We start from the raw sequence: 16,905 nt of genomic DNA, 5'->3' as shown, positions 1-16,905 counted from the left end.
CGCGCGCGTGCTCTGGCACGCTCGTGCCATGCGCACCATCGTGTCTGCCGTGGCCCTCGGCGCCGTGCTCGCGCTGACCGCGTGCACCGCAGGCGAACCGGCTGCGGACTCGTCGGCGACGGGCGCGGCCGAGACGTCCGCCTCCAACACCCCGGCGATGTCATCCAGCGCCATAGCGCAGGACGCGGACTCGTACTGCGATGCCGCCGCCACCGGGTACGCGGCTCAACGAGACCTCCTCGACGCCACCGATGCCACCGCGCTTGAGGCAGAGCTCGGAGACGATGCCGGCGCGGTGGACCTCGCCAACGCGGCGGGGGCGGCCATGACGACCGCCATCGACGTACTCGAGGAGACGTGGGGTGCCGCGGGCATAGCCGTCATGAATGGAGCGTGGGACGACTCCGAGGCATCCATCTCCCACGCCGCGGTGTCCGTCGCGTTCACCGACTTCTTCACCTACATCGACGCCATCGCTCGACCCGAGGCCGAACTCGCGGCGTCGGCGACCTCACCCGACGAGTACAACGACGGGATGCAGGCGCTCGCCGCGCGGGAGGGGGCCGCCGAGATTGCCCAGTCAGGGGCGAGCGCGGCGAGCACGATCATCGCGTACACGCGCACCCGCTGCGGCGAACTTCCGACCGACTGAACCCCTCAGCGGGCCCGTCGAGTAGTCCGCTGCCCCGCGACGGTCGTAGGGTGACAGGAGAGTCATCCCTGCTTGGAACCCCGTTCTACACCTGGAGAGACATGCCCGGAGCAGCACCCGGAACCCCCTCGGACGCCCTCGTGTTCTTTGGCGCCAGCGGCGACCTCGCACGCAAGTCCATCTTTCCGTCGCTCTACCGCATGGTGAAGGCCGGCCTGTTGACTGTCCCCGTCATCGGCGTCGCCTACTCGCAGTGGACGCTGGAGGACCTCAAGGAACGGGCGCGCGACGCGGTCGTGGCCAAGCACGGAGACAACGTCGATCACGACGCGCTCGCCCGGCTCGTTGACCTGTTGCGATACGTCGACGGTGACTATCAGGACCCCGCCACGTTCACGCAGGCTCCGCGACACCCTCGCCGAATGCGCCCACCCCACGCATTACCTCGCGATTCCGCCCAGCCTGTTCGGCACGGTGGTGCAGGGGCTCAAGTCCGTGGGCCTGCACGAGGCGGCGCGGGTCGTGGTCGAGAAGCCCTTTGGTCGCGATCTCGCCAGCGCGAAGGAACTCAACGCGGTCATCCGCGACGCCTTCGACGAGGACGCGATCTTCCGCATCGACCACTTCCTTGGCAAGGAGGAGATCATGAACCTCCTCTACTTCCGCTTTGCCAATGCCATGTTCGAGCCAATCTGGAACCGCAACTACATCAAGTCCGTGCAGATCACCCTTGCCGAGGACTTCGGGGTGCGGGGCCGCGGAGCGTTCTACGAGTCCGCTGGGGCGCTCCGGGACGTGGTCGAGAACCACCTCTTCCAGATCGTCGCTCTGCTCACCATGGAGGCGCCGACCTACCAGGGATACGGGGCGGTGCAGGCAGCCAAGGCCAACGTGTTTAACGCCATGCGCCCCCTCACGCGCCAGGATTACGTGCGCGGACAGTTCATCGGCTATCGCGACGAGGACGGCGTGGCCGCCGACTCCGACGTCGAGACATACGCAGCGGTGCGGTTGTCGATCGACTCCTGGCGGTGGGCAGGCGTGCCCTTCTACCTGCGCACGGGTAAGGCGCTAGCGGTCTCCGCCGGAGAAGTGGTGGTCGACTTCAAGCGACCTCCGCAGGCCCTGTTCAACGACGCGCAGGATCCCGATCAACACCCCAACCGACTGCGCTTCCGCCTCTCACCCGAGGGCGAGATCGGCCTATTCGTGCGGGTCAAGGCGCCAGGCAAGGAGTTCGTGGGACACGAGCAGGAACTGCTGCTCCCCACGGAAAGCCCCCTCGAACGCGAACCCTACGAACGGCTCCTCGCGGACGCCCTGCACGGCGACAGCGCACTGTTCACCCATGAGGACTCGGTCGAGGCTGCATGGCGCGTCGTCGACGCCGTCCTCACGGATCACGCACCCGCCATGCGGTATGCCCCCGGCACCTGGGGACCGGAAGAGGCGGCCGGACGGCTCATCGGCGACGACGGTCCGTGGCACAACCCCGTGGTGAGACCCGACCACAGTGGCCACTAGGCCGCCCACGACCGCATCGGCCACCCGCACCATCCAAGGAGAGACGCATGACCACCTCGACCCCGCAGCAGGCTCGGCATGGTTGGCCTGGGACGCATGGGCGCCGGCCTCAGCCGACGCCTCATGCGCGACGGGCACACCGTCGCGGTCCACGACGTGTCGCACGACGCCATCCAGGCGCTCGCCGCGGACGGCGCCATTCCCGTCCATGAGCCTTGCGGGCTTTGTCGAGGCCCTTGAGGCGCCCCGCGCCATCTGGGTGATGGTGCCCGCGGGGACCATCACCCAATCCGTCATCGATTCCCTGGCGGATGTGCTCGAACCCGGCGACACCATCATCGACGGCGGCAATAGTATTACCGCGACGACCTCGCTCACGCGGCGGCACTCGCGACCAAGGGGATCCATCACGTCGACTGCGGCACCTCGGGCGGGGTCTGGGGACTCGACCGTGGCTTCTGCCTCATGGTGGGCGGCGAGAAGGAGGTTGTGAACCGTCTCGCCCCCATCTGGGACACCATCTCCCCCGGCGTCGACGCCGCGGAGCGCACCCCCGGACGGACGGGAGAACCATCGTCCGCGGAGCGCGGCTGGTTGCACTGCGGCCCCAACGGCGCCGGACACTTCGTCAAGATGGTCCACAACGGCATCGAGTACGGACTCATGGCGGCCTACGCCGAGGGTCTGAACGTGCTGCGCAACGCGAACATCGGCTCCGTGGAACGGGCCGCCGATGCCGAGACCGCTCCCCTCGCCCACCCCGAGTACTACCAGTACGACATCCCCGTCGACGACGTCGCCGAGGTGTGGCGACGTGGGTCAGTGGTCGGCTCATGGCTGCTCGACCTCACGGCCGAAGCCCTTCACCAGGACCCCGACCTGACCGAATTCTCCGGCCACGTGTCCGACTCGGGCGAGGGTCGTTGGACCTCCATCGCCGCGATCGACGAGGGCGTGCCGACCCCGGTGCTCACGACGGCCTTGTACTCACGATTCGCGTCCCGTGACCTCGACATCTACGCCGAGAAGGTGCTGTCCGCGATGCGCAAGGGATTCGGCGGACACGAGGAGAAGCCCACCGGCGAGTAGTCAGACGATGCCTCGATGACTCAGGGCGTCGAGGAGACCCTGCTCATCGTCGACGCCGAGGTACACCTCCGAGGCATCGCGCAGACTCAGCACCACCGCCGTTGACCCCGTGGTGGTGTACGCCCGCGCGTTGCGGCTGTTCATGCCCCACCGCAGTCCCCAACCGCCAAAGTCGTGCAGGGGTCGGTACGTGCGTCGCTGCGCGGAGAGCACGTCGGTGAGGCTCGATGCGCCGCACCGTGCATCCCGCGAGACGGACCACCACCTCGTGTGCTCCGACCTCCACGGACGTCGGGATGACGAGCGTCGCTGCCAGGAGCGCGAGCGTGGGCCACGCGAGCCACGGCGCCTCGCCCCAGGCGTCGGCAATGAAGAACAGCACCACCACCGCCACGAGTGAGGACCCGAGCGTGACGGCGGCGAAGACGTTCTGGAAGGACCACTGGCGCGAACGGAACGACGTCATGCGTCTAGCCTCACACGGTGGCCGATGCGGGCGCATCGGCCTTGCGACGGAACCTCGGCCGCCTGGCGCGTCGGCGTCAGGTTGCCGCGGCGGCCGCGAGGCCGACCCACGCGAGTCCTACGAGACCGACGGCAACGGTGAACCCGGCGAGCGCGGCCACCCTGATGCTTGACCGCGCCATTCCCTGATCGGGTGAAAGACGGCGCGGACGACGGTCGTACCTGAGATACGCCGCCGAGGCCGACGCATGCACCACGAGCACGATCGCCACCCCCACGAGACCCGCCACCACCACCCAGCCCCCGAACTCGTTCGTGAGGAGCCGGGTCGCCACGACCGCACCCACCGCGACGCGCAGGGCCGTACGGCGCCATGCCAGAGCGGTCAGGCTGGTAGCGTCCCCGGAGTCGGCCTGGCGATCGGCGTGCGTCGGAGTCACGCCAGGACCGCTCCGATCAACAACGTCACCGTCGCCACGATGACGCCCGCCGTGAGGTAGGGCCCGATGCGCAGCGGGGCCACCCCGCGCCCCGCGCGGGTGTCGCGGTCCGTGTGGCGCCAACCGACCCACGCCTGGGCGCCCGCGACGATGCCGAGCACCACAAACATCGCTCCCGACGCGAGGAGCCAACCGCGGTGGACCGGCGGGGCGAGTGCGACGATGGCCGCGCCGGTCGCAGTCAACGCAAGCGACGTGCGAATCCAGGCAAGAAAGGTGCGCTCGTTGGCGAGTGCGACCTGCGGATTGCGGTGGTCTTCGGCCACAATGGCGCCCTCCCTGTTGCGTATGGTGCCAGGGACGACGCTACTCCTGTCTTGCGCTGGCGACGCCAGGCGGCGAGGCCACGTGACGACGCCGGGCGGCGACGTTCCACGCGACACGGGGCGCCTCCGTGTCGCGTGGAACGTCACGCCGCGCGGCCGCTCAGGGCGAGGCCCGCGCGGGCCGCCCGCAGGCGACGCGCCGCACGGTAGTACGCGCGGCGCAGTCGCCTCGCGAGGACCTCCCGTCGCTGCAGACGCGGCGATCCCTCGCGCTCGGCGAGACGGTCCGCGTGGAGCAACTCGGGGTGGTTCGCCAGGTGCTGCGCGAGCAGCGCCATCGTTTCCACGGGGTACTGGTTCATGTCGATTCACCTCCCCTCATCGTTGGTGAGGGGCCGTCCGGGCACGCGACGGTGTGTGGCCGATGCGTGTCAGGCGTGCGGGGACGCAGGCGCGCCCCGGAGGGCACGCTTGCGTGAGGACTTCCGCGGCTCACGCTGGGCGTGGGCGGCGGAACTCAGCAGAGGGGCGTAGGCTCGGCGCGATCGCGCGAAGGCGAGCGGCGCCGGCGGCCGCGCTATGCCGTGAACGAGGTGCACACCTCGTCATGGAAGCCGGCGATCGGCTTTCGTGACGACGTGGCACGCGAGGGCACGGCGACGCGGCGGGCATCAGGGCCCTGGAAAGTATCGATGGTGATCATCGCGTCGCCTCCTCTCGAGTGAATCATGGCTGGGACTGGCCAAGCGAGATCAACGTAGCACCGTCGCCCGGGAGCCACCAGGCCACTTTGCCCAACCGTGACATCGATGGTCACCACCGGTCCGTTCTGTCCCGCTCCACCGGCGCGATCAGGGACGATGTGCCGCCCTCAGCGTTCGCGGACCGTGATGACGCCCGCGTAGGGCCCGTCGACCGGCCCAGGCTCCGTGTCGCCGGCTACCCACAGGCTGGAGATATCGCCGTCGAGGTACAGCGCGTCCTCGACACCGAGGCTCTTGTGCGAAGAGACCCGCGAAGTCCCACAGGTTGGTGAGGCTCAGAGAGATGGCGAGGTAGACGGTGGCGCCGTCGGGGCTCACCCCCACCCCGTTGCGGACCGCGAGATTGGCTGAGCCTTCGTTGAACTCGGGATGAACCTCGCCATCCAGCAGGAGTGCGGGACCGGATTGGGTCGCCTGAGTCACCCCGGTCGCGTCGAACTGCGAGGACTCGACGACTTCCGCAGTCCCCTCGTCCGTCACCCCGAACACCGCGTTGGGAAGGAGGTGGAAGTTGCCACCACCCTCACTGAGGTTCAGGCTCCGCAGGCTCCTCCCCGTTCGAGATCAGCAGTCCTCCCGGCGTCAGATCATCACTGAAGATGCCCGCGTTGGTCGCCGCCACGATGTCGGGCTCGTCCGCGAGAAGATCTCGCAGCATCACGCCGTCCGCATCGGGCCACTCGACACGGATGTCCCACTCCTTCACGGGCAGTGTGACCACCCGATAGCGGTTGCCCGCATGGTCCACCGTTCCCACATCCACGGGCGACTCCGACTGCGGGGTGTCGCTTCCCGAGGGGTCCGCGGTCACGGTCACGCGATGCGCCGACTCGCCTGTGGCGCATGCGCTCACGCTCACGCTGGCCGCCGCGAGCAGTACGCCGATGCCCACCGCGCGCCTACCCTTCACAGTTCGAGCCTGATCTGCTCGGCATCGAGCGCATCGAGGGTGCTCGACAGCAGTGCAGAAGAAAAGATGCCCAGTCCGCGCGCGTCGATCAACGCGTCACGCTTCGCCTCGATGACGCCCACACGGCCGCCCAGGGATTCCTCACCGCCAGCACGCTCCACCGCGCCTTCCAGGAACTCGTGCAAGGCCGCACGCTCCTCAGCCGCGTCCTGCGCGGACACCCCGCGTGAGGGCTTGAGCCACTGCACGACCCACCGCACGGTGCCACCCTGAATCACGAGCGACCCGACAGCCACGATGTACGCGATCAGCACCAGCAGCGCACGGTCGGGGGTATCGGTGGGAAGCGTCTGCGCAGCAGCCACCGTGACCACGCCGCGCATACCTGCCCACACCATCACCGCGCCTTCCCGCGGTCCCAGCGGTGCCTTCACCAGGTAGCCGATGTCCGCCTCCGCCTTGGTGAGGTGGCGCGAGACGTGGTCGTGGCTCACCTCTCCCCTGCGCAGGCGGCGTGCGCTGAGCGCCCCCACGTGTTGAGCGACCTCATGGATGGCCTCCGCGTGCGTCACCGGGTCATCCAGGCGCTCTCGGAGGTCCGCGAGGCGCGGACGCAACGCGGCGGCTCGCCTCGCCCGGCGAGCCTGCGCCGCGAGCAACGGCGCGATGAAGAGCGCGCGCAGGATCAGTACCAGCACGATGGTCGCCATCGCCGCCGCGAAGGCGAACCCGACGCCCTCGTGCTTCTCCTGGACCTCGCGCACCACAGCGACAATCTCGAGGCCCACGATGAGATAGACGACGCCTTCGAGGATGAGGCTCGATCGCATGCCAGGTTTGGGCGTCGGACTGGCGCACCTGCGGCGACAGCGCCTTGGCAGAACCGTTGCCGGTCACGAGCCCGCACACCACGGCCGCGACCAGGCCGGACGCCCCCACCGCCTCGGCGGGAATCGATGCGACAAAGGGCACCGCAAGCGTGAAGACCGTATTGGCGGTCGTGTCACTCATACGGTTGGAGACCCACAGATTGAGCCGCCCCACGATGATGCCAATGATCACCGCCACCGTCATGGCGAGGATGAACTCGAGGGCGATGTCGCCCACCGTGACGGCGGCCGCCGCGGCAGCGACCGCGCCCCTCAGCAGCACGAGGGCACAGGCATCGTTGAGAAGGCTCTCTCCCTCGAGGAGGCTGACCATCCGCGGCGACACTCCCAGGCGCTTGATGATGGCCGTCGCCACGGGATCCGAGGGCGACACAATCGCGCCGAGCGCGAAGGCCCAGGGCCACGAGAGGTCATCGATCAGCCAGTGAAAGAACGCGCCCAGCACGAGGGTCGAGAGGATGGTGAGGATGACCGATAGCCCCGAGATGGAGCGGAACTCTCGCCTGAAATCCGTCGCGGGGATGGAGGCACCCGCCGCGAAGAGCAAGGGCGGCAGGACCCCCGCGAGGATGACCTCGGGGTCCACCTCGACGGCGGGCATGAACGGCAGGAGCGAGGCACCGAACCCCAGGGCGACCAGGATCAACGGCGCCGCGATACCGACCTTGGGGCTCACGGCCGTGGCGGTGGCGATCGCCATGAGTGCAAACACGCCAATGACCAGGATCTCCACGTGGCACTCCATCCGTTGCGTCGGGCAGCGCAGTCATCGTATCCAGCACGCCACCGTGAACGTCGCGCACCTCGCTACGATCACGGCATGGACCTGGGGGAATCAGCCCGCGCGAACGCGCCTACCTGGTGGCACACAAGGACGCGTCGATCGCTGCGGGTCACGGCACTCTGTGGACCGTCGATACGGCGCTTGTCGCCAAGCATCGGGCCCCGATGGGGGCGAGCGCCCTTCAGCCCGACGAGGACGGCGCCACGGAGTCGATGCGGGTGGCGCGCCTGGTGCCACTGGTACGGCGCTCCCGGCGCTCCGCGGCGCGGACGCTACGCGGCTGGGGGCTGGTGTGGCTGATCGGCCTGGTGGCCGGCGGCCAGATCTGGGCAGACGACCCCGACTGGCTTCCCCTCGCGGTGATCGCGGTGACCGTGACCATGATCGTGCCAGGCATGGTGCTTGCTCTGACGGCTCCGCCTGCCCGCGTGACGGTGCTGCCGCTGGAGGTGATTCGCGACCGCGTCGATGCCGATGGTTTGCACGCTGTCGAACTCCGCGACGTCGACGGCTCCACCGTGTCGCTGACCACGACTCCGCCCTTGGCAACCATGCTGCTCCTCGCGTCGGACGACGAGACGGCTCCCCTCATGTCCGCACCGTCCGGTGGGGCCGTGTGGGGCGTGAGTGCCGCCGAGCACCGGCGCGAACGGACCGCCGACGATCTGCTCGCCGCACCGGCTCTCGTCAACCCTGCTTTCCCGAGCGAGCATTACGAGGGTCCGGCCGTCGCCGCACTCCTCGAGCGCGCCGCGAGCGTTGCGGGCGTGAGTGTCGAGGAGGTCGCGGCTCGTGCCGCCGCGCTCGTCCCCGCCGCGGCCGAGGACGTCCTCGAGAGCCGCGGCGACGTCGATGCCGCGATCGCGCTGCACACGAGGCGCGGCGCCACACAATCGTGCGCCTGGGCGATTCTGGCGCCCGCCGTCATTGCGGTGTGTGTCTCGGTGCTCGCGCCGTATGTCGAGTTCGCCTGGCCCTGGGCGTCGTGAGAACGGGGCGCGTGACTTTGGGCGCACCGAGCATGGTCGGGACGGGCGTAGGCTCAAAGCACACTAGATAGGAGCAGCGATGACCCCCGCCCAGCAGTCCGCCGTGCGCGCTCGCCTGAGCACGCACTCGCCCGTTCCGACCTTTCGGTCGGCCATGGGACGGGAGCGGGCTCCGATGCGAATGTGGGTCACGGGCTTCACGCAGCGAGGCATCATGGTGAGCGACGGCGAGGGTGCCGCCGTCTGGATCGTGGACGAGCGCTCCCGCCACGCGGTCGAGCAGGCCCTCAACGTGGGCATCTCGGCCCTCGACCTGCACGAGGACGGCAGCGCCGTCATCGCGGGCACCGAACTCAACATCGCCCCCTGGTAGAGCGTCTAGAACAAGGCGTCCTGGAGTTCAGCCAGGTTGCGCGCCGCCCCGCCGCGAGGCACCGCTTCGTGGCGCGAGCGGGTGCGCCGCCACTCCCCGTCCGCATCTCGCGCCTCCGCACGGCGCACCGCGCCGTCGGTGGAACCCATCGATCCCGTCTGCGGGTCTTCGACGGCGCGCTCGAGTCCGTGGGCGCGAATCAGCGGCTTGATACGCGCAGCGAGCCACCGGCGGTATTCCTTGGGCGCGTAGGAGCCGTCGCCATAGAGCCTCGCGGTAGCGCGGCGTGAGGTCCGGCCGATGCGTGTTGAGCCACCGCGCGTACCACTCCTTGACGCCCGGGCGGAGGTGGAGCGCGGAGTAGGTGACGGAGGTGGCGCCAGCCTCCTTGATGCGCGCAAGAGCCCGGTCGAGGTGCTCCTCAGAGTCGGTCAGGAACGGCAGCACCGGCATCATGAACACCGCGACCTCGAACCCCGCCTCGGCCGCCGCAGACACGGTCGCGAGACGCGCCGTCGCGGTCGGCGTCCCCGGTTCCATGGACTGCTGAATCTCATCATCGAAGATCGCGATGGACAGCGCGAGATCCACCGGCACGCGTCGCGCGGCATCGGCCAAGCGAGGCAGGTCGCGCCGCAGCAGCGAGCCCTTGGTGAGGATCGAGAACGGCGTGCCGGAGTCCGCGAGCGCGTCGATGATGCCGGGCATCAACCGGTAGCGACCCTCCGCACGCTGATAGGGATCCGTGTTGGTGCCGAGCGCCACATGCTCCCGAGTCCAGGTGCGCTTCGCGAGGTCGGTCCGCAGGGCATCGACGATGTTGACCTTCACGATGACCTGCGAGTCGAAGTCCGCCCCCTCGTCCAACTCGAGATAGCGGTGGCTTGGCCGTGCGAAACAGTAGACGCAGGCGTGGGAGCAGCCGCGGTAGGGGTTGATGGTCCAGGTGAACGGCACGGCGCTGGACTGCCCCACCTTGTTCAGGGCGCTCTTCGCGAGCACCTCGTGAAACGTCACTCCCGCAAACTCGGGGGTGGTGACGGATCGCACCAGGTTCGAGATGCGTGCGAGCCCCGGCAGGGCGTTGGCGCTCTCCGCGCGAATCTGTTGTGCCTCCCAGCGCATGCCCTCATTCGAACAGATGTTCGAATGAGGCGCAAGCGACGCGCGGGGCGAGGGTCCCAGGCGTACCCCGGTAGCGCGCCCTACCGTGTCATCAGGCCACGCGACGAGGAGACACTCATGCCCATGGAACCAGGCGCGATGCGCGAGCGGATGGAACAGACGCCTGTCCCCGACGCGTCTCGCGCCGAGTACGAGAAGCCTGGTCGCCGACGAGTGGTTTCGCTACCGCGCCGGGCCCGAGCTCGCGGCCATGCAGCGCGCCACTCTCGCAAGCCTGCGTGACCTCTCCGCGCGGTACTACGACGAGCCCGTCGCATCGACTCAGACGCTTGCCGATCTCGTGGGCGAGTGCGGGTCCGGCCTCGACTTCCGACCGCCCATCTACTTCGAGTACAGGGAACGCGTGAGGCTAGGCCGCGACGTGTTCATCAACTCCAACCTCATGATCGTGGGTTCGGGCGTGGTCACCATCGGAGACCACGCACTCATCGGCCCCGACGCACGCTTCTACACCGTGAACCACGCCCTCGATGTGCCGACCCGGCGCGAGGGATGGGAGCGAGCATTCCCGATCACGCTGGAGTCCGACGTGTGGCTGGGGGCTCCGTCGTCGTCTGCCCCGGCGTGACCATCGGCCGCGGGTCCGTCGTCGCGGCGGGCTCGGTCGTCACCAAAGACGTTCCGCCAGGCGTCGTGGTCGCGGGCAATCCCGCGCGGGTCGTGCGGAGACTCGCCGACTCCGACACCGACACCGCGTCATGATGCCCGGAGCGCGGGGCGTGACCGAAGGCTGCGGCACGGCTGGCCTCCCGGCTGGCTCCCGCACCGATGGGCTACGCAGACGACTGGAGCCGAGCCGCGTGGCGTGCAAGGTCGGCAAGGACGGAGATATCGAGCGCCGAGGCGTCCGTGAACGTGAGCACGGCCGCACCCGCCTTCACCGCGCCGGGCCGGGTCGCAAGCGGCGCGGCGTAGGTGCGCGCAAGGTACTGGCGGCCCTCGGCCGCGTTCACGTAGAGGCTCACGTGCCGCTTCTGGCGCGCGAGACCGATGAGGAACCACTCCACGTCCCCGCCACGCGGCCGAGGCTGCACGATGTCGCCGTACCCGACGATCGTTTGCTCCGTGCCGCCCCAAAAGGTTCCCCGCCACAGACGCCTGGACGCACTGGGAAGCGCCTCGGTGAGCACCGCATCCACGGTGACGAGCGTCGTATCGGCCGCGGCGGCATCGGCCGCAAGGAAGCCAGCGACGTCGGCGCCGGTGGGGCGCACAGAGTCCTCGCCCACGGCTACTCCTCGACAGCGGGCAGGGCTCGTGCACCAAAGTGAGCGTATGCCCTGCCACCAGCAGCGCGGTAGAACGTCACAGGCGACCAGGCCTCGCCACCGCGGAAACGAATGGCGTACACGGCGCGCTCGGGCTCGACCGACACGGCGAGCAGGTCATACTCCTGGACCGGCTCGGGATCGAGTTGCGCCAGCGCACCCAGCATGGTGATCCTGAGGCGCGGGTGCTCACCGTCCATGAAGGCGTCGACCTGCAAAGCGGCGCCTCGATACGTCCCTGACCAGTTGCGCAGCGGACCCGTGAGTGGCTCCTCTGGCGGCACGAACGCCGCCGTCGCCTCCACTCCCACCACGTCCGCGAACAGGCTCCCTGAACAGCGCCTCAAAGAGGTCCTGACCCTGACCACCATTCGTGAGCAGCGTCACCGCAAGTCCCGCCTCGGGCAGCACCCGCAGGAACGCGTTCTGCCCCACGGTGGCACCATCGTGGCCAATCAGGCGGGTGCCGTTCCAGTCGAATCGCACCCAACCGAGGCCCCACGAGTCGCCCAGTGAGTACACGTCGGGAAGGTCGACGTGGCGGGCAGCCATCGCCTCCGCCGATTCCTCGGACACCAGCCGCTCCCCCGCGGCACCAAGCCCACCGTGGAGGTGTGCCTGGACGAAGGTGAGCAGGTCGCGTGCCGTGGCGTTGACCAGCCCAGCCGGTCCCACGGACCGCGGCATCGACCACACGGGCGCAGGTACGGGGTGCGGCAGGCCCACCACGTGGCCCAGCGCCGTGTCATGCAGCAGGGCATCCTCGGGCAGCGTGGTGGTCCGGCTAAGACCCAGGCGCGCGGCGATACGGTCGCGCACCGCGGCATCCCAGGTCGACCCGATGACGCGCTCGATCACCCGGCCGAGAATCAGGTAGCCCGAGTTCGAGTAGGACCAGGTCTCGCCAAGCGGGTGCGCCTGATCGACGGCGTGCAGGCGTTCGACGTAGCGCTCCAACGCATCGTCGCCTCGACCTGTGTCCACGAACACGTCGCCGTCGATACCGTTGGTGTGCGTCAGCAGGTGCCACACCGTCAGGCCCTCGCGCACGGTGGCGTCGCGGAGCCTTGAGTTCCGGGAGCACGTCTGCAATGCGCGTCTCCAGGGTGAGGAGACCCTCGTCCACCACCTGCATGGCCAGCGTCGCCGTCCACACCTTCGTGATGGACCCGATCTGGAACACGGTGGCATCGGTGACGGGCTGCCCCGTCTCTACTCGGGACACGCCGTGCGTGAGGATGTCGACCTGATCCGCGCTGGAATCCGCCTCGTCCATCGTGGCACGCAGGATTCCGAGCCTGGGCGCCGGGAACTCCGTAGCGCTCCGCGAGCGCCTCGAGCCGCGTCACCCAGTGGGCGGTGTCGAGCGTCAGGTCGGTCATGCGCTGCTCCGTCTCTCCCGATGGCGTTCCCATCCTGACCGAGGAGGGGTGGATACACAACAACGGGGCCGCTGCCCGGGCGAACCCGGGCAGCGGCCCCGTGGGGACTGTGCGATGGCTTAGCCCGCGTAGTAGTTCTTGTAGTCGGCGATCCACTTGCCGGTGTCGCCGTCGAACGAAACGTAGGCGAACCCGTAGCGCGAGGAGACCGGCCAGTAGTAGGTGCGCGACTTCACCGTGGAGCCCACGAACTCGTAGGTGAGGGTGCCACTCGTCCCGGCGATGGTGCGCGCCTGGTCGAGGGTCGTCTTGTCCACCTTGATCTTGTCGAACTCGGTCTTCGTCATCTTGTTCGACGTCTGCTTGGGACCGTTAGCCCAGGACGCAGCCTTGATGTTGGTCTTCCACTGGCCAGACTTCTTGGTGAAGTCGACCTGAACCCAGCCGTACTTGTAGCCCGGGACGGGCCACTCGACGGTGCGGCTCTCCGTGTAAGCGCTCTTGTACTCGCTCGTGACGACACCAGCCGTGCCTGCGGTCTTCTGGACGGAAGCCAGCGTGCTACCGAGCCGACCTTGCCGAACTCGGACTGCGTGAACTTGTCCGAGGTCTGCTTCGCGTCGACGCCCCACGAGGCCGACTTCGACGACACGATCCACTTGCCCGACTTCTTGGCAAAGTAGACGTACACCGAACCGCTCGAGCCTGGTGGTGGTCTTCCACTTCACGGAGCGCGAGGTGGACGAGGTGGACACGTTGGTACCGGCGGAGTCGAACTCCTTCTGCACCTGCGCGAGGGTCCACTTGCCCACGACGACCTTGGTGTACTCGCCCTTGTCGACCTTGGCAGAGGTGTCGGCTGAGGCCGGGATGGCGACACCGACGGCGAGGGCGGCGCCCATGGCGACGGCGGCGATGCGCGTCGAGATACTACGAATCTTCATGGCGGTCCGTTCTGTCCCCCAACGAGGACGAATCGTCTGATCCCCGGGGTGCGATAGGACGCGGCGCCATCCCCCCGGTCCCCGGTGCCGCGGGCCAAGGTTATGGGACGTTTGTCCTCAGATGGGGGAACTTGAGTCAAAGTCCACACAAATGTGGGCAAGGTTGGCTGGTACGCGACGGTGTCTGGCCCCCATCATCCGTCTCACGGACGATGCCGACCGAGCACGACGCTGACATACAATCCCTGCATGTCCGACGGTCATAGTCCGAAGCGCCGGCACCTCGCGTCATCGCGAGTCCCGGCGCCTGCCCCCGTCCACTCGACCCTCGCCGCCGCGCCCCTATGCGTGGCGCACGCCGAGGGTCCCCTCACCTCTGAGGGTCCTCTGTCATGACCGAGGCCTGGCTTCTGCTGGGACTTGTCGTGCTGCTGATCGGCGCCAACGCGCTGTTCGTGGCCGCCGAGTTCGCGTTCATGACCGTCGACCGTCCCAGCGTGGACCGCGAAGCCGCCTCGGGCGACAAGCGCGCACGCTCCCTCAAGGCGGCGATCACCACACTCTCGACGGAGCCTGTCCGGCGCTCAGCCTGGGCATCACGCTGACGAGCCTCCTCGTGGGCTTCATCGCCGAGCCGTCGATCGCCACCTTGCTTTCTCCCCTGTTCGAGGCCGCGGGCCTGCCCGAGGGCAGCGCGATGGCCGTGTCCATCACGGCGGCGTTCATTCTCGCGACCGGCACCCAGATGGTGTTCGGCGAGTTGGTGCCCAAGAACTGGGCGATCGCGGAACCGATGCGCATCGGCCGTGCCGTGGCCGGAGCCAACCGCGGCTTCACCTGGTTCATGGGTCCGCTCATCCGTTTCCTCAACGGCTCGGCAAACTGGCTGGTGCGCCGCCTTGGCGTCGAGCCGCGCGAGGAACTCGCGTCCGCCCGCAGCGCCGAGGAGTTCGAGGCGATCGCCGCCCGCTCGGCCGCACAGGGCACGCTTGACCCCCGGGTCGCCACGCGCCTGGGCCGTGCCGCCGAGATGCGCGAACGCACCGCATCGGACGCCATGACGCCACGCACCCGCGTGGACTTTGTGGCGGCCGATGCGACGGTCGCCGAGGTCCTGACCCTCGCCTCGCGCACGGGCCACTCCCGCTTCCCTGTCACGGGCGAGGACGTCGACGACATCGTCGGCGTCGCGCACTTCAAGCGGGCCCTCGCGGTGCCCGCACGCCAGCGTGCCTCGACGCCCGTGAGCGACATCTGCATGCCCATCGAGTCCGTGCCCTCCACCATGCCGCTCGCGGCCGTCCTCGACGCGCTGCGCTCGGGCTCTCAGGTGGCCGTGGTGGTCGACGAGTACGGCGGCACCGATGGCATCGTGACCCTCGAGGACCTGGTCGAGGAGATCGTCGGCGAGATCGAGGACGAGCAGGACCGCCCCGTCTCGCGCTACCGCAAGGTGGGCCCCCACCGCTGGTCACTGTCCGGGCTGCTGCGCCCCGACGAGGCCGGCGACGCGTTGCGGCTTGACCTCCCCGAGGCGCAGGAGTCCGACACGCTCGGCGGCTTCCTCACCGAGCAGTTGGAACGCTTCCCCGTGCCCGGCGACTCGATCGAGGTCGCCGCGATGAACGAGGGCGACCTCGACGAGGACGACCTTCCCACGCCCGTGCGCGCCCGCATGACCGTGACCCGCGTCGACGGGCATCGGGTCGACCGCATCATCATCGAGGTGATGCCTCCCGCGGACGAGGACGCTACCCGGAAGGAGGCCGCGGATGTCTGACGGGCTCGCTATTGGACTGACTGTCCTCCTACTGATCGGCAACGCGTTCTTCGTGGGCGCCGAGTTTGCGCTGGTCTCCGCCCGCCGCAGTCAGATCGAGCCGCGCGCGGCCGCCGGATCGTGGAGCGCACGCATCACGGTGCGCGCCATGGAACGCGTCTCGCTCATGATGGCCGGCGCCCAGGCTCGGTATCACCGCCTGTTCGCTCGGCCTCGGTGCGCTCGGTGAGCCCGCCGTGGCTCACCAGGCTCGAGAGGCCTCTGGGCGCCATCGGCATCGAAGGAGCATGGCTCCACGGCATCGCCTTCGCGATCGCGCTCGTGATCGTGGTGTTCCTCCACATGGTCCTGGGCGAGATGGTGCCCAAGAACCTCGCCATTGCTGGCCCCGAGCGCTCGGCCCTGATTCTTGGCCCGCTGCTGTACGGCGTGGTGTGGGTGTTGCGCCCGGTGATCGCCACTCTGAACTGGATCGCCAACATCGTGCTGCGCGCGTTGCGGGTCAACCCGCGCGATGAGGTCGAGTCGGCGTTCGACGCCGATCAGGTGGCGGCGTTCGTCGCGGAGTCGCGCGAGGAGGGACTCCTCGACGAGGACGAACACCTCGTGCTGGCGGGTTCCCTCACGCTGTCCTTCGAGACGGTGCGCGACGTGCTCACCCCGCTCGATGTCCTCGAGGTGCTCCCCGAGGACGTGACGCCGCAGCGCGCCGTGAAGGCATCGCTGCGCACCGGGTTCTCGCGCTTCCCCCTCACGGACCGTGACGGCCACTACGTGGGGTATCTGCACCTGAAGGACTTCGTGGAGGTGCCGCGAGGCACCGCCACCAAGCCCATCCCTGCGACGGCGGTGCGCCCGCTGACGTGGATCACGGCCGATGCCTCGCTCGAGCACGCGCTCACGGCGATGCAGGCGCGTGGCACGCACATCGCGCTCGTGAAGGAGCCCGGCACGGATGATGTCATCGGTGCGGCCATGCTCGAGGACGTCATCGAGCGCCTGGTGGGCGAGGTCGTGGATGCCGGCCAGATGGTCAACAACCCCTCGTAAACGCGCACTCCCAGAAAGCGCAACGGCCCGGCATCCTCGAGGATGCCGGGCCGTTGCGCGTGGCGACGCGCTACAGCACGTGCGACAAGA

General features: G+C 68.7%; 24 protein-coding genes and 4 pseudogenes. 13 read left to right on the top strand and 15 right to left on the bottom strand.

The window, feature by feature from the left end:
• The first annotated feature begins 28 nt into the window (after positions 1-28).
• The 5 genes and pseudogenes from QQK48_RS15610 to gnd all read left to right on the top strand — a co-directional run bounded on the left by QQK48_RS15610 (position 29) and on the right by gnd (position 3,265).
• Positions 29-652, top strand: a complete 624-nt coding sequence (locus QQK48_RS15610) for a hypothetical protein (protein ID WP_284329062.1) — start codon at positions 29-31, stop codon at positions 650-652.
• A gap of 101 nt (positions 653-753) precedes the next feature.
• Positions 754-993: pseudogene (locus tag QQK48_RS22220) on the top strand (hypothetical protein); the annotation flags it as partial.
• 28 nt (positions 994-1,021) lie between these two features.
• Complete coding sequence (zwf, locus tag QQK48_RS15605; RefSeq protein ID WP_284329061.1) at positions 1,022-2,176, top strand: glucose-6-phosphate dehydrogenase; 1,155 nt, start codon at positions 1,022-1,024, stop codon at positions 2,174-2,176.
• A 78-nt stretch (positions 2,177-2,254) separates the two neighbouring features.
• Entirely contained in the window at positions 2,255-2,416 is a 162-nt protein-coding gene (locus QQK48_RS15600) for an NAD(P)-binding domain-containing protein (protein WP_284329060.1), read from the top strand.
• A pseudogene (gnd, locus tag QQK48_RS15590) lies at positions 2,385-3,265 on the top strand (phosphogluconate dehydrogenase (NAD(+)-dependent, decarboxylating)). The gene QQK48_RS15600 and the pseudogene gnd overlap by 32 nt, the downstream one beginning before the upstream one ends.
• Before the next feature lie 43 nt (positions 3,266-3,308).
• On the opposite strand, the gene QQK48_RS15585 reads toward gnd, so the two are convergent.
• The 9 genes from QQK48_RS15585 to QQK48_RS15545 all read right to left on the bottom strand — a co-directional run bounded on the left by QQK48_RS15585 (position 3,309) and on the right by QQK48_RS15545 (position 7,793).
• Complete coding sequence (locus QQK48_RS15585; RefSeq protein ID WP_284329058.1) at positions 3,309-3,731, bottom strand: hypothetical protein; 423 nt, start codon at positions 3,729-3,731, stop codon at positions 3,309-3,311.
• A 76-nt stretch (positions 3,732-3,807) separates the two neighbouring features.
• Entirely contained in the window at positions 3,808-4,170 is a 363-nt protein-coding gene (locus QQK48_RS15580) for a DUF202 domain-containing protein (RefSeq protein WP_284329057.1), read from the bottom strand.
• Positions 4,167-4,496, bottom strand: a complete 330-nt coding sequence (locus tag QQK48_RS15575) for a YidH family protein (protein ID WP_284329056.1) — start codon at positions 4,494-4,496, stop codon at positions 4,167-4,169. The genes QQK48_RS15580 and QQK48_RS15575 overlap by 4 nt, the downstream gene beginning before the upstream one ends.
• A 143-nt stretch (positions 4,497-4,639) precedes the next feature.
• Positions 4,640-4,858, bottom strand: a complete 219-nt coding sequence (locus QQK48_RS15570; RefSeq protein WP_284329055.1) for a hypothetical protein — start codon at positions 4,856-4,858, stop codon at positions 4,640-4,642.
• 215 nt (positions 4,859-5,073) lie between these two features.
• Positions 5,074-5,199, bottom strand: a complete 126-nt coding sequence (locus tag QQK48_RS15565; protein WP_284329054.1) for a hypothetical protein — start codon at positions 5,197-5,199, stop codon at positions 5,074-5,076.
• Positions 5,200-5,347: 148 nt separating this feature from the next.
• Positions 5,348-5,749 (bottom strand): phosphodiester glycosidase family protein, encoded by a 402-nt coding sequence (locus QQK48_RS15560; RefSeq protein WP_284329053.1) that lies wholly within the window; start codon positions 5,747-5,749, stop codon positions 5,348-5,350.
• A 34-nt stretch (positions 5,750-5,783) separates the two neighbouring features.
• Positions 5,784-6,170 carry a hypothetical protein gene (locus tag QQK48_RS15555; RefSeq protein ID WP_284329052.1) on the bottom strand — a complete coding sequence of 129 codons (387 nt, stop codon included), beginning with the start codon at positions 6,168-6,170 and terminating at the stop codon, positions 5,784-5,786.
• Positions 6,167-6,742 (bottom strand): cation:proton antiporter domain-containing protein, encoded by a 576-nt coding sequence (locus QQK48_RS15550; protein ID WP_284329051.1) that lies wholly within the window; start codon positions 6,740-6,742, stop codon positions 6,167-6,169. Before QQK48_RS15550 ends, QQK48_RS15555 begins: the two co-directional genes overlap by 4 nt.
• 4 nt (positions 6,743-6,746) lie before the next feature.
• Positions 6,747-7,793: a cation:proton antiporter gene (locus QQK48_RS15545; protein ID WP_284329050.1), complete on the bottom strand. Its 1,047-nt coding sequence runs from the start codon at positions 7,791-7,793 to the stop codon at positions 6,747-6,749.
• Positions 7,794-7,921: 128 nt separating this feature from the next.
• On the opposite strand from QQK48_RS15545, the gene QQK48_RS15540 reads away from it, so the two are divergent.
• Both QQK48_RS15540 and QQK48_RS15535 read left to right on the top strand, forming a co-directional pair.
• The gene (locus QQK48_RS15540; protein ID WP_284329049.1) at positions 7,922-8,833 is read left to right on the top strand and encodes a hypothetical protein; all 912 of its coding nucleotides are present in this window, start codon (positions 7,922-7,924) and stop codon (positions 8,831-8,833) included.
• 79 nt (positions 8,834-8,912) lie between these two features.
• On the top strand, positions 8,913-9,206 hold the full coding sequence (locus tag QQK48_RS15535; RefSeq protein WP_284329048.1) for a hypothetical protein: 294 nt from the start codon (positions 8,913-8,915) through the stop codon (positions 9,204-9,206).
• Positions 9,207-9,211: 5 nt separating this feature from the next.
• On the opposite strand, the pseudogene QQK48_RS15530 reads toward QQK48_RS15535, so the two are convergent.
• A pseudogene (locus tag QQK48_RS15530) lies at positions 9,212-10,331 on the bottom strand (Rv2578c family radical SAM protein).
• A gap of 250 nt (positions 10,332-10,581) precedes the next feature.
• Between QQK48_RS15530 and QQK48_RS15525 the strand changes: the two are divergent.
• Both QQK48_RS15525 and QQK48_RS15520 read left to right on the top strand, forming a co-directional pair.
• Entirely contained in the window at positions 10,582-10,959 is a 378-nt protein-coding gene (locus QQK48_RS15525; RefSeq protein WP_284329047.1) for an LbetaH domain-containing protein, read from the top strand.
• Positions 10,956-11,093 carry a hypothetical protein gene (locus QQK48_RS15520; RefSeq protein ID WP_284329046.1) on the top strand — a complete coding sequence of 46 codons (138 nt, stop codon included), beginning with the start codon at positions 10,956-10,958 and terminating at the stop codon, positions 11,091-11,093. The genes QQK48_RS15525 and QQK48_RS15520 overlap by 4 nt, the downstream gene beginning before the upstream one ends.
• 71 nt (positions 11,094-11,164) lie before the next feature.
• Here the strand turns inward: QQK48_RS15520 and QQK48_RS15515 are convergent, their stop codons facing one another.
• From QQK48_RS15515 to QQK48_RS15495, 5 genes and pseudogenes are all read right to left on the bottom strand, one after another.
• On the bottom strand, positions 11,165-11,620 hold the full coding sequence (locus QQK48_RS15515; RefSeq protein WP_284329045.1) for a hypothetical protein: 456 nt from the start codon (positions 11,618-11,620) through the stop codon (positions 11,165-11,167).
• 2 nt (positions 11,621-11,622) lie between these two features.
• The gene (locus tag QQK48_RS15510; RefSeq protein WP_284329044.1) at positions 11,623-11,859 is read right to left on the bottom strand and encodes a hypothetical protein; all 237 of its coding nucleotides are present in this window, start codon (positions 11,857-11,859) and stop codon (positions 11,623-11,625) included.
• Entirely contained in the window at positions 11,849-12,709 is an 861-nt protein-coding gene (locus QQK48_RS15505; RefSeq protein WP_284329043.1) for a serine hydrolase domain-containing protein, read from the bottom strand. The genes QQK48_RS15510 and QQK48_RS15505 overlap by 11 nt, the downstream gene beginning before the upstream one ends.
• Before the next feature lie 67 nt (positions 12,710-12,776).
• Positions 12,777-12,935, bottom strand: a pseudogene (locus tag QQK48_RS22215) (serine hydrolase); the annotation flags it as partial.
• Positions 12,936-13,160: 225 nt separating this feature from the next.
• Positions 13,161-13,985, bottom strand: a complete 825-nt coding sequence (locus tag QQK48_RS15495) for a hypothetical protein (protein WP_284329041.1) — start codon at positions 13,983-13,985, stop codon at positions 13,161-13,163.
• A gap of 392 nt (positions 13,986-14,377) precedes the next feature.
• Between QQK48_RS15495 and QQK48_RS15490 the strand changes: the two genes are divergently transcribed.
• Genes QQK48_RS15490 through QQK48_RS15480 form a run of 4 tightly spaced genes read left to right on the top strand, consistent with a single transcriptional unit; the run spans position 14,378 to position 16,815 of the window.
• A complete protein-coding gene (locus QQK48_RS15490; protein ID WP_284329040.1) occupies positions 14,378-14,590 on the top strand; it encodes a CNNM domain-containing protein in 213 nt (70 codons plus the stop codon).
• Between the two features lie 11 nt (positions 14,591-14,601).
• Entirely contained in the window at positions 14,602-15,765 is a 1,164-nt protein-coding gene (locus QQK48_RS15485; protein ID WP_284329039.1) for a hemolysin family protein, read from the top strand.
• Positions 15,758-15,994 carry a CNNM domain-containing protein gene (locus QQK48_RS20555; protein ID WP_348523678.1) on the top strand — a complete coding sequence of 79 codons (237 nt, stop codon included), beginning with the start codon at positions 15,758-15,760 and terminating at the stop codon, positions 15,992-15,994. Before QQK48_RS15485 ends, QQK48_RS20555 begins: the two co-directional genes overlap by 8 nt.
• Positions 15,991-16,815 (top strand): CNNM domain-containing protein, encoded by an 825-nt coding sequence (locus QQK48_RS15480; protein WP_348523677.1) that lies wholly within the window; start codon positions 15,991-15,993, stop codon positions 16,813-16,815. The genes QQK48_RS20555 and QQK48_RS15480 overlap by 4 nt, the downstream gene beginning before the upstream one ends.
• Positions 16,816-16,905: the final 90 nt, after the last annotated feature.

This window comes from Demequina litorisediminis (assembly GCF_030161615.1).
In the GTDB taxonomy this organism is placed as follows: domain Bacteria; phylum Actinomycetota; class Actinomycetes; order Actinomycetales; family Demequinaceae; genus Demequina; species Demequina litorisediminis.
The sequence above is the reverse complement of the archived record's forward strand: the minus strand, read 5'-3'. Positions and strand labels throughout refer to the sequence as shown.

Excerpts from the sequence above, each read along its gene's own strand:
- QQK48_RS15535 (WP_284329048.1), top strand. The coding sequence starts at position 8,913 with ATGACCCCCGCCCAGCAGTCCGCCGTGCGCGCTCGCCTGAGCACGCAC.
- QQK48_RS15525 (WP_284329047.1), top strand. The coding sequence starts at position 10,582 with ATGCAGCGCGCCACTCTCGCAAGCCTGCGTGACCTCTCCGCGCGGTAC.
- QQK48_RS15490 (WP_284329040.1), top strand. The coding sequence starts at position 14,378 with ATGACCGAGGCCTGGCTTCTGCTGGGACTTGTCGTGCTGCTGATCGGC.
- QQK48_RS15600 (WP_284329060.1), top strand. The coding sequence starts at position 2,255 with ATGGTTGGCCTGGGACGCATGGGCGCCGGCCTCAGCCGACGCCTCATG.
- QQK48_RS20555 (WP_348523678.1), top strand. The coding sequence starts at position 15,758 with ATGTCTGACGGGCTCGCTATTGGACTGACTGTCCTCCTACTGATCGGC.
- QQK48_RS15565 (WP_284329054.1), bottom strand. The coding sequence starts at position 5,199 with ATGATCACCATCGATACTTTCCAGGGCCCTGATGCCCGCCGCGTCGCC.
- QQK48_RS15585 (WP_284329058.1), bottom strand. The coding sequence starts at position 3,731 with ATGACGTCGTTCCGTTCGCGCCAGTGGTCCTTCCAGAACGTCTTCGCC.
- QQK48_RS15570 (WP_284329055.1), bottom strand. The coding sequence starts at position 4,858 with ATGAACCAGTACCCCGTGGAAACGATGGCGCTGCTCGCGCAGCACCTG.
- QQK48_RS15610 (WP_284329062.1), top strand. The coding sequence starts at position 29 with ATGCGCACCATCGTGTCTGCCGTGGCCCTCGGCGCCGTGCTCGCGCTG.
- QQK48_RS15495 (WP_284329041.1), bottom strand. The coding sequence starts at position 13,985 with ATGAAGATTCGTAGTATCTCGACGCGCATCGCCGCCGTCGCCATGGGC.
- QQK48_RS15510 (WP_284329044.1), bottom strand. The coding sequence starts at position 11,859 with ATGGACGGTGAGCACCCGCGCCTCAGGATCACCATGCTGGGTGCGCTG.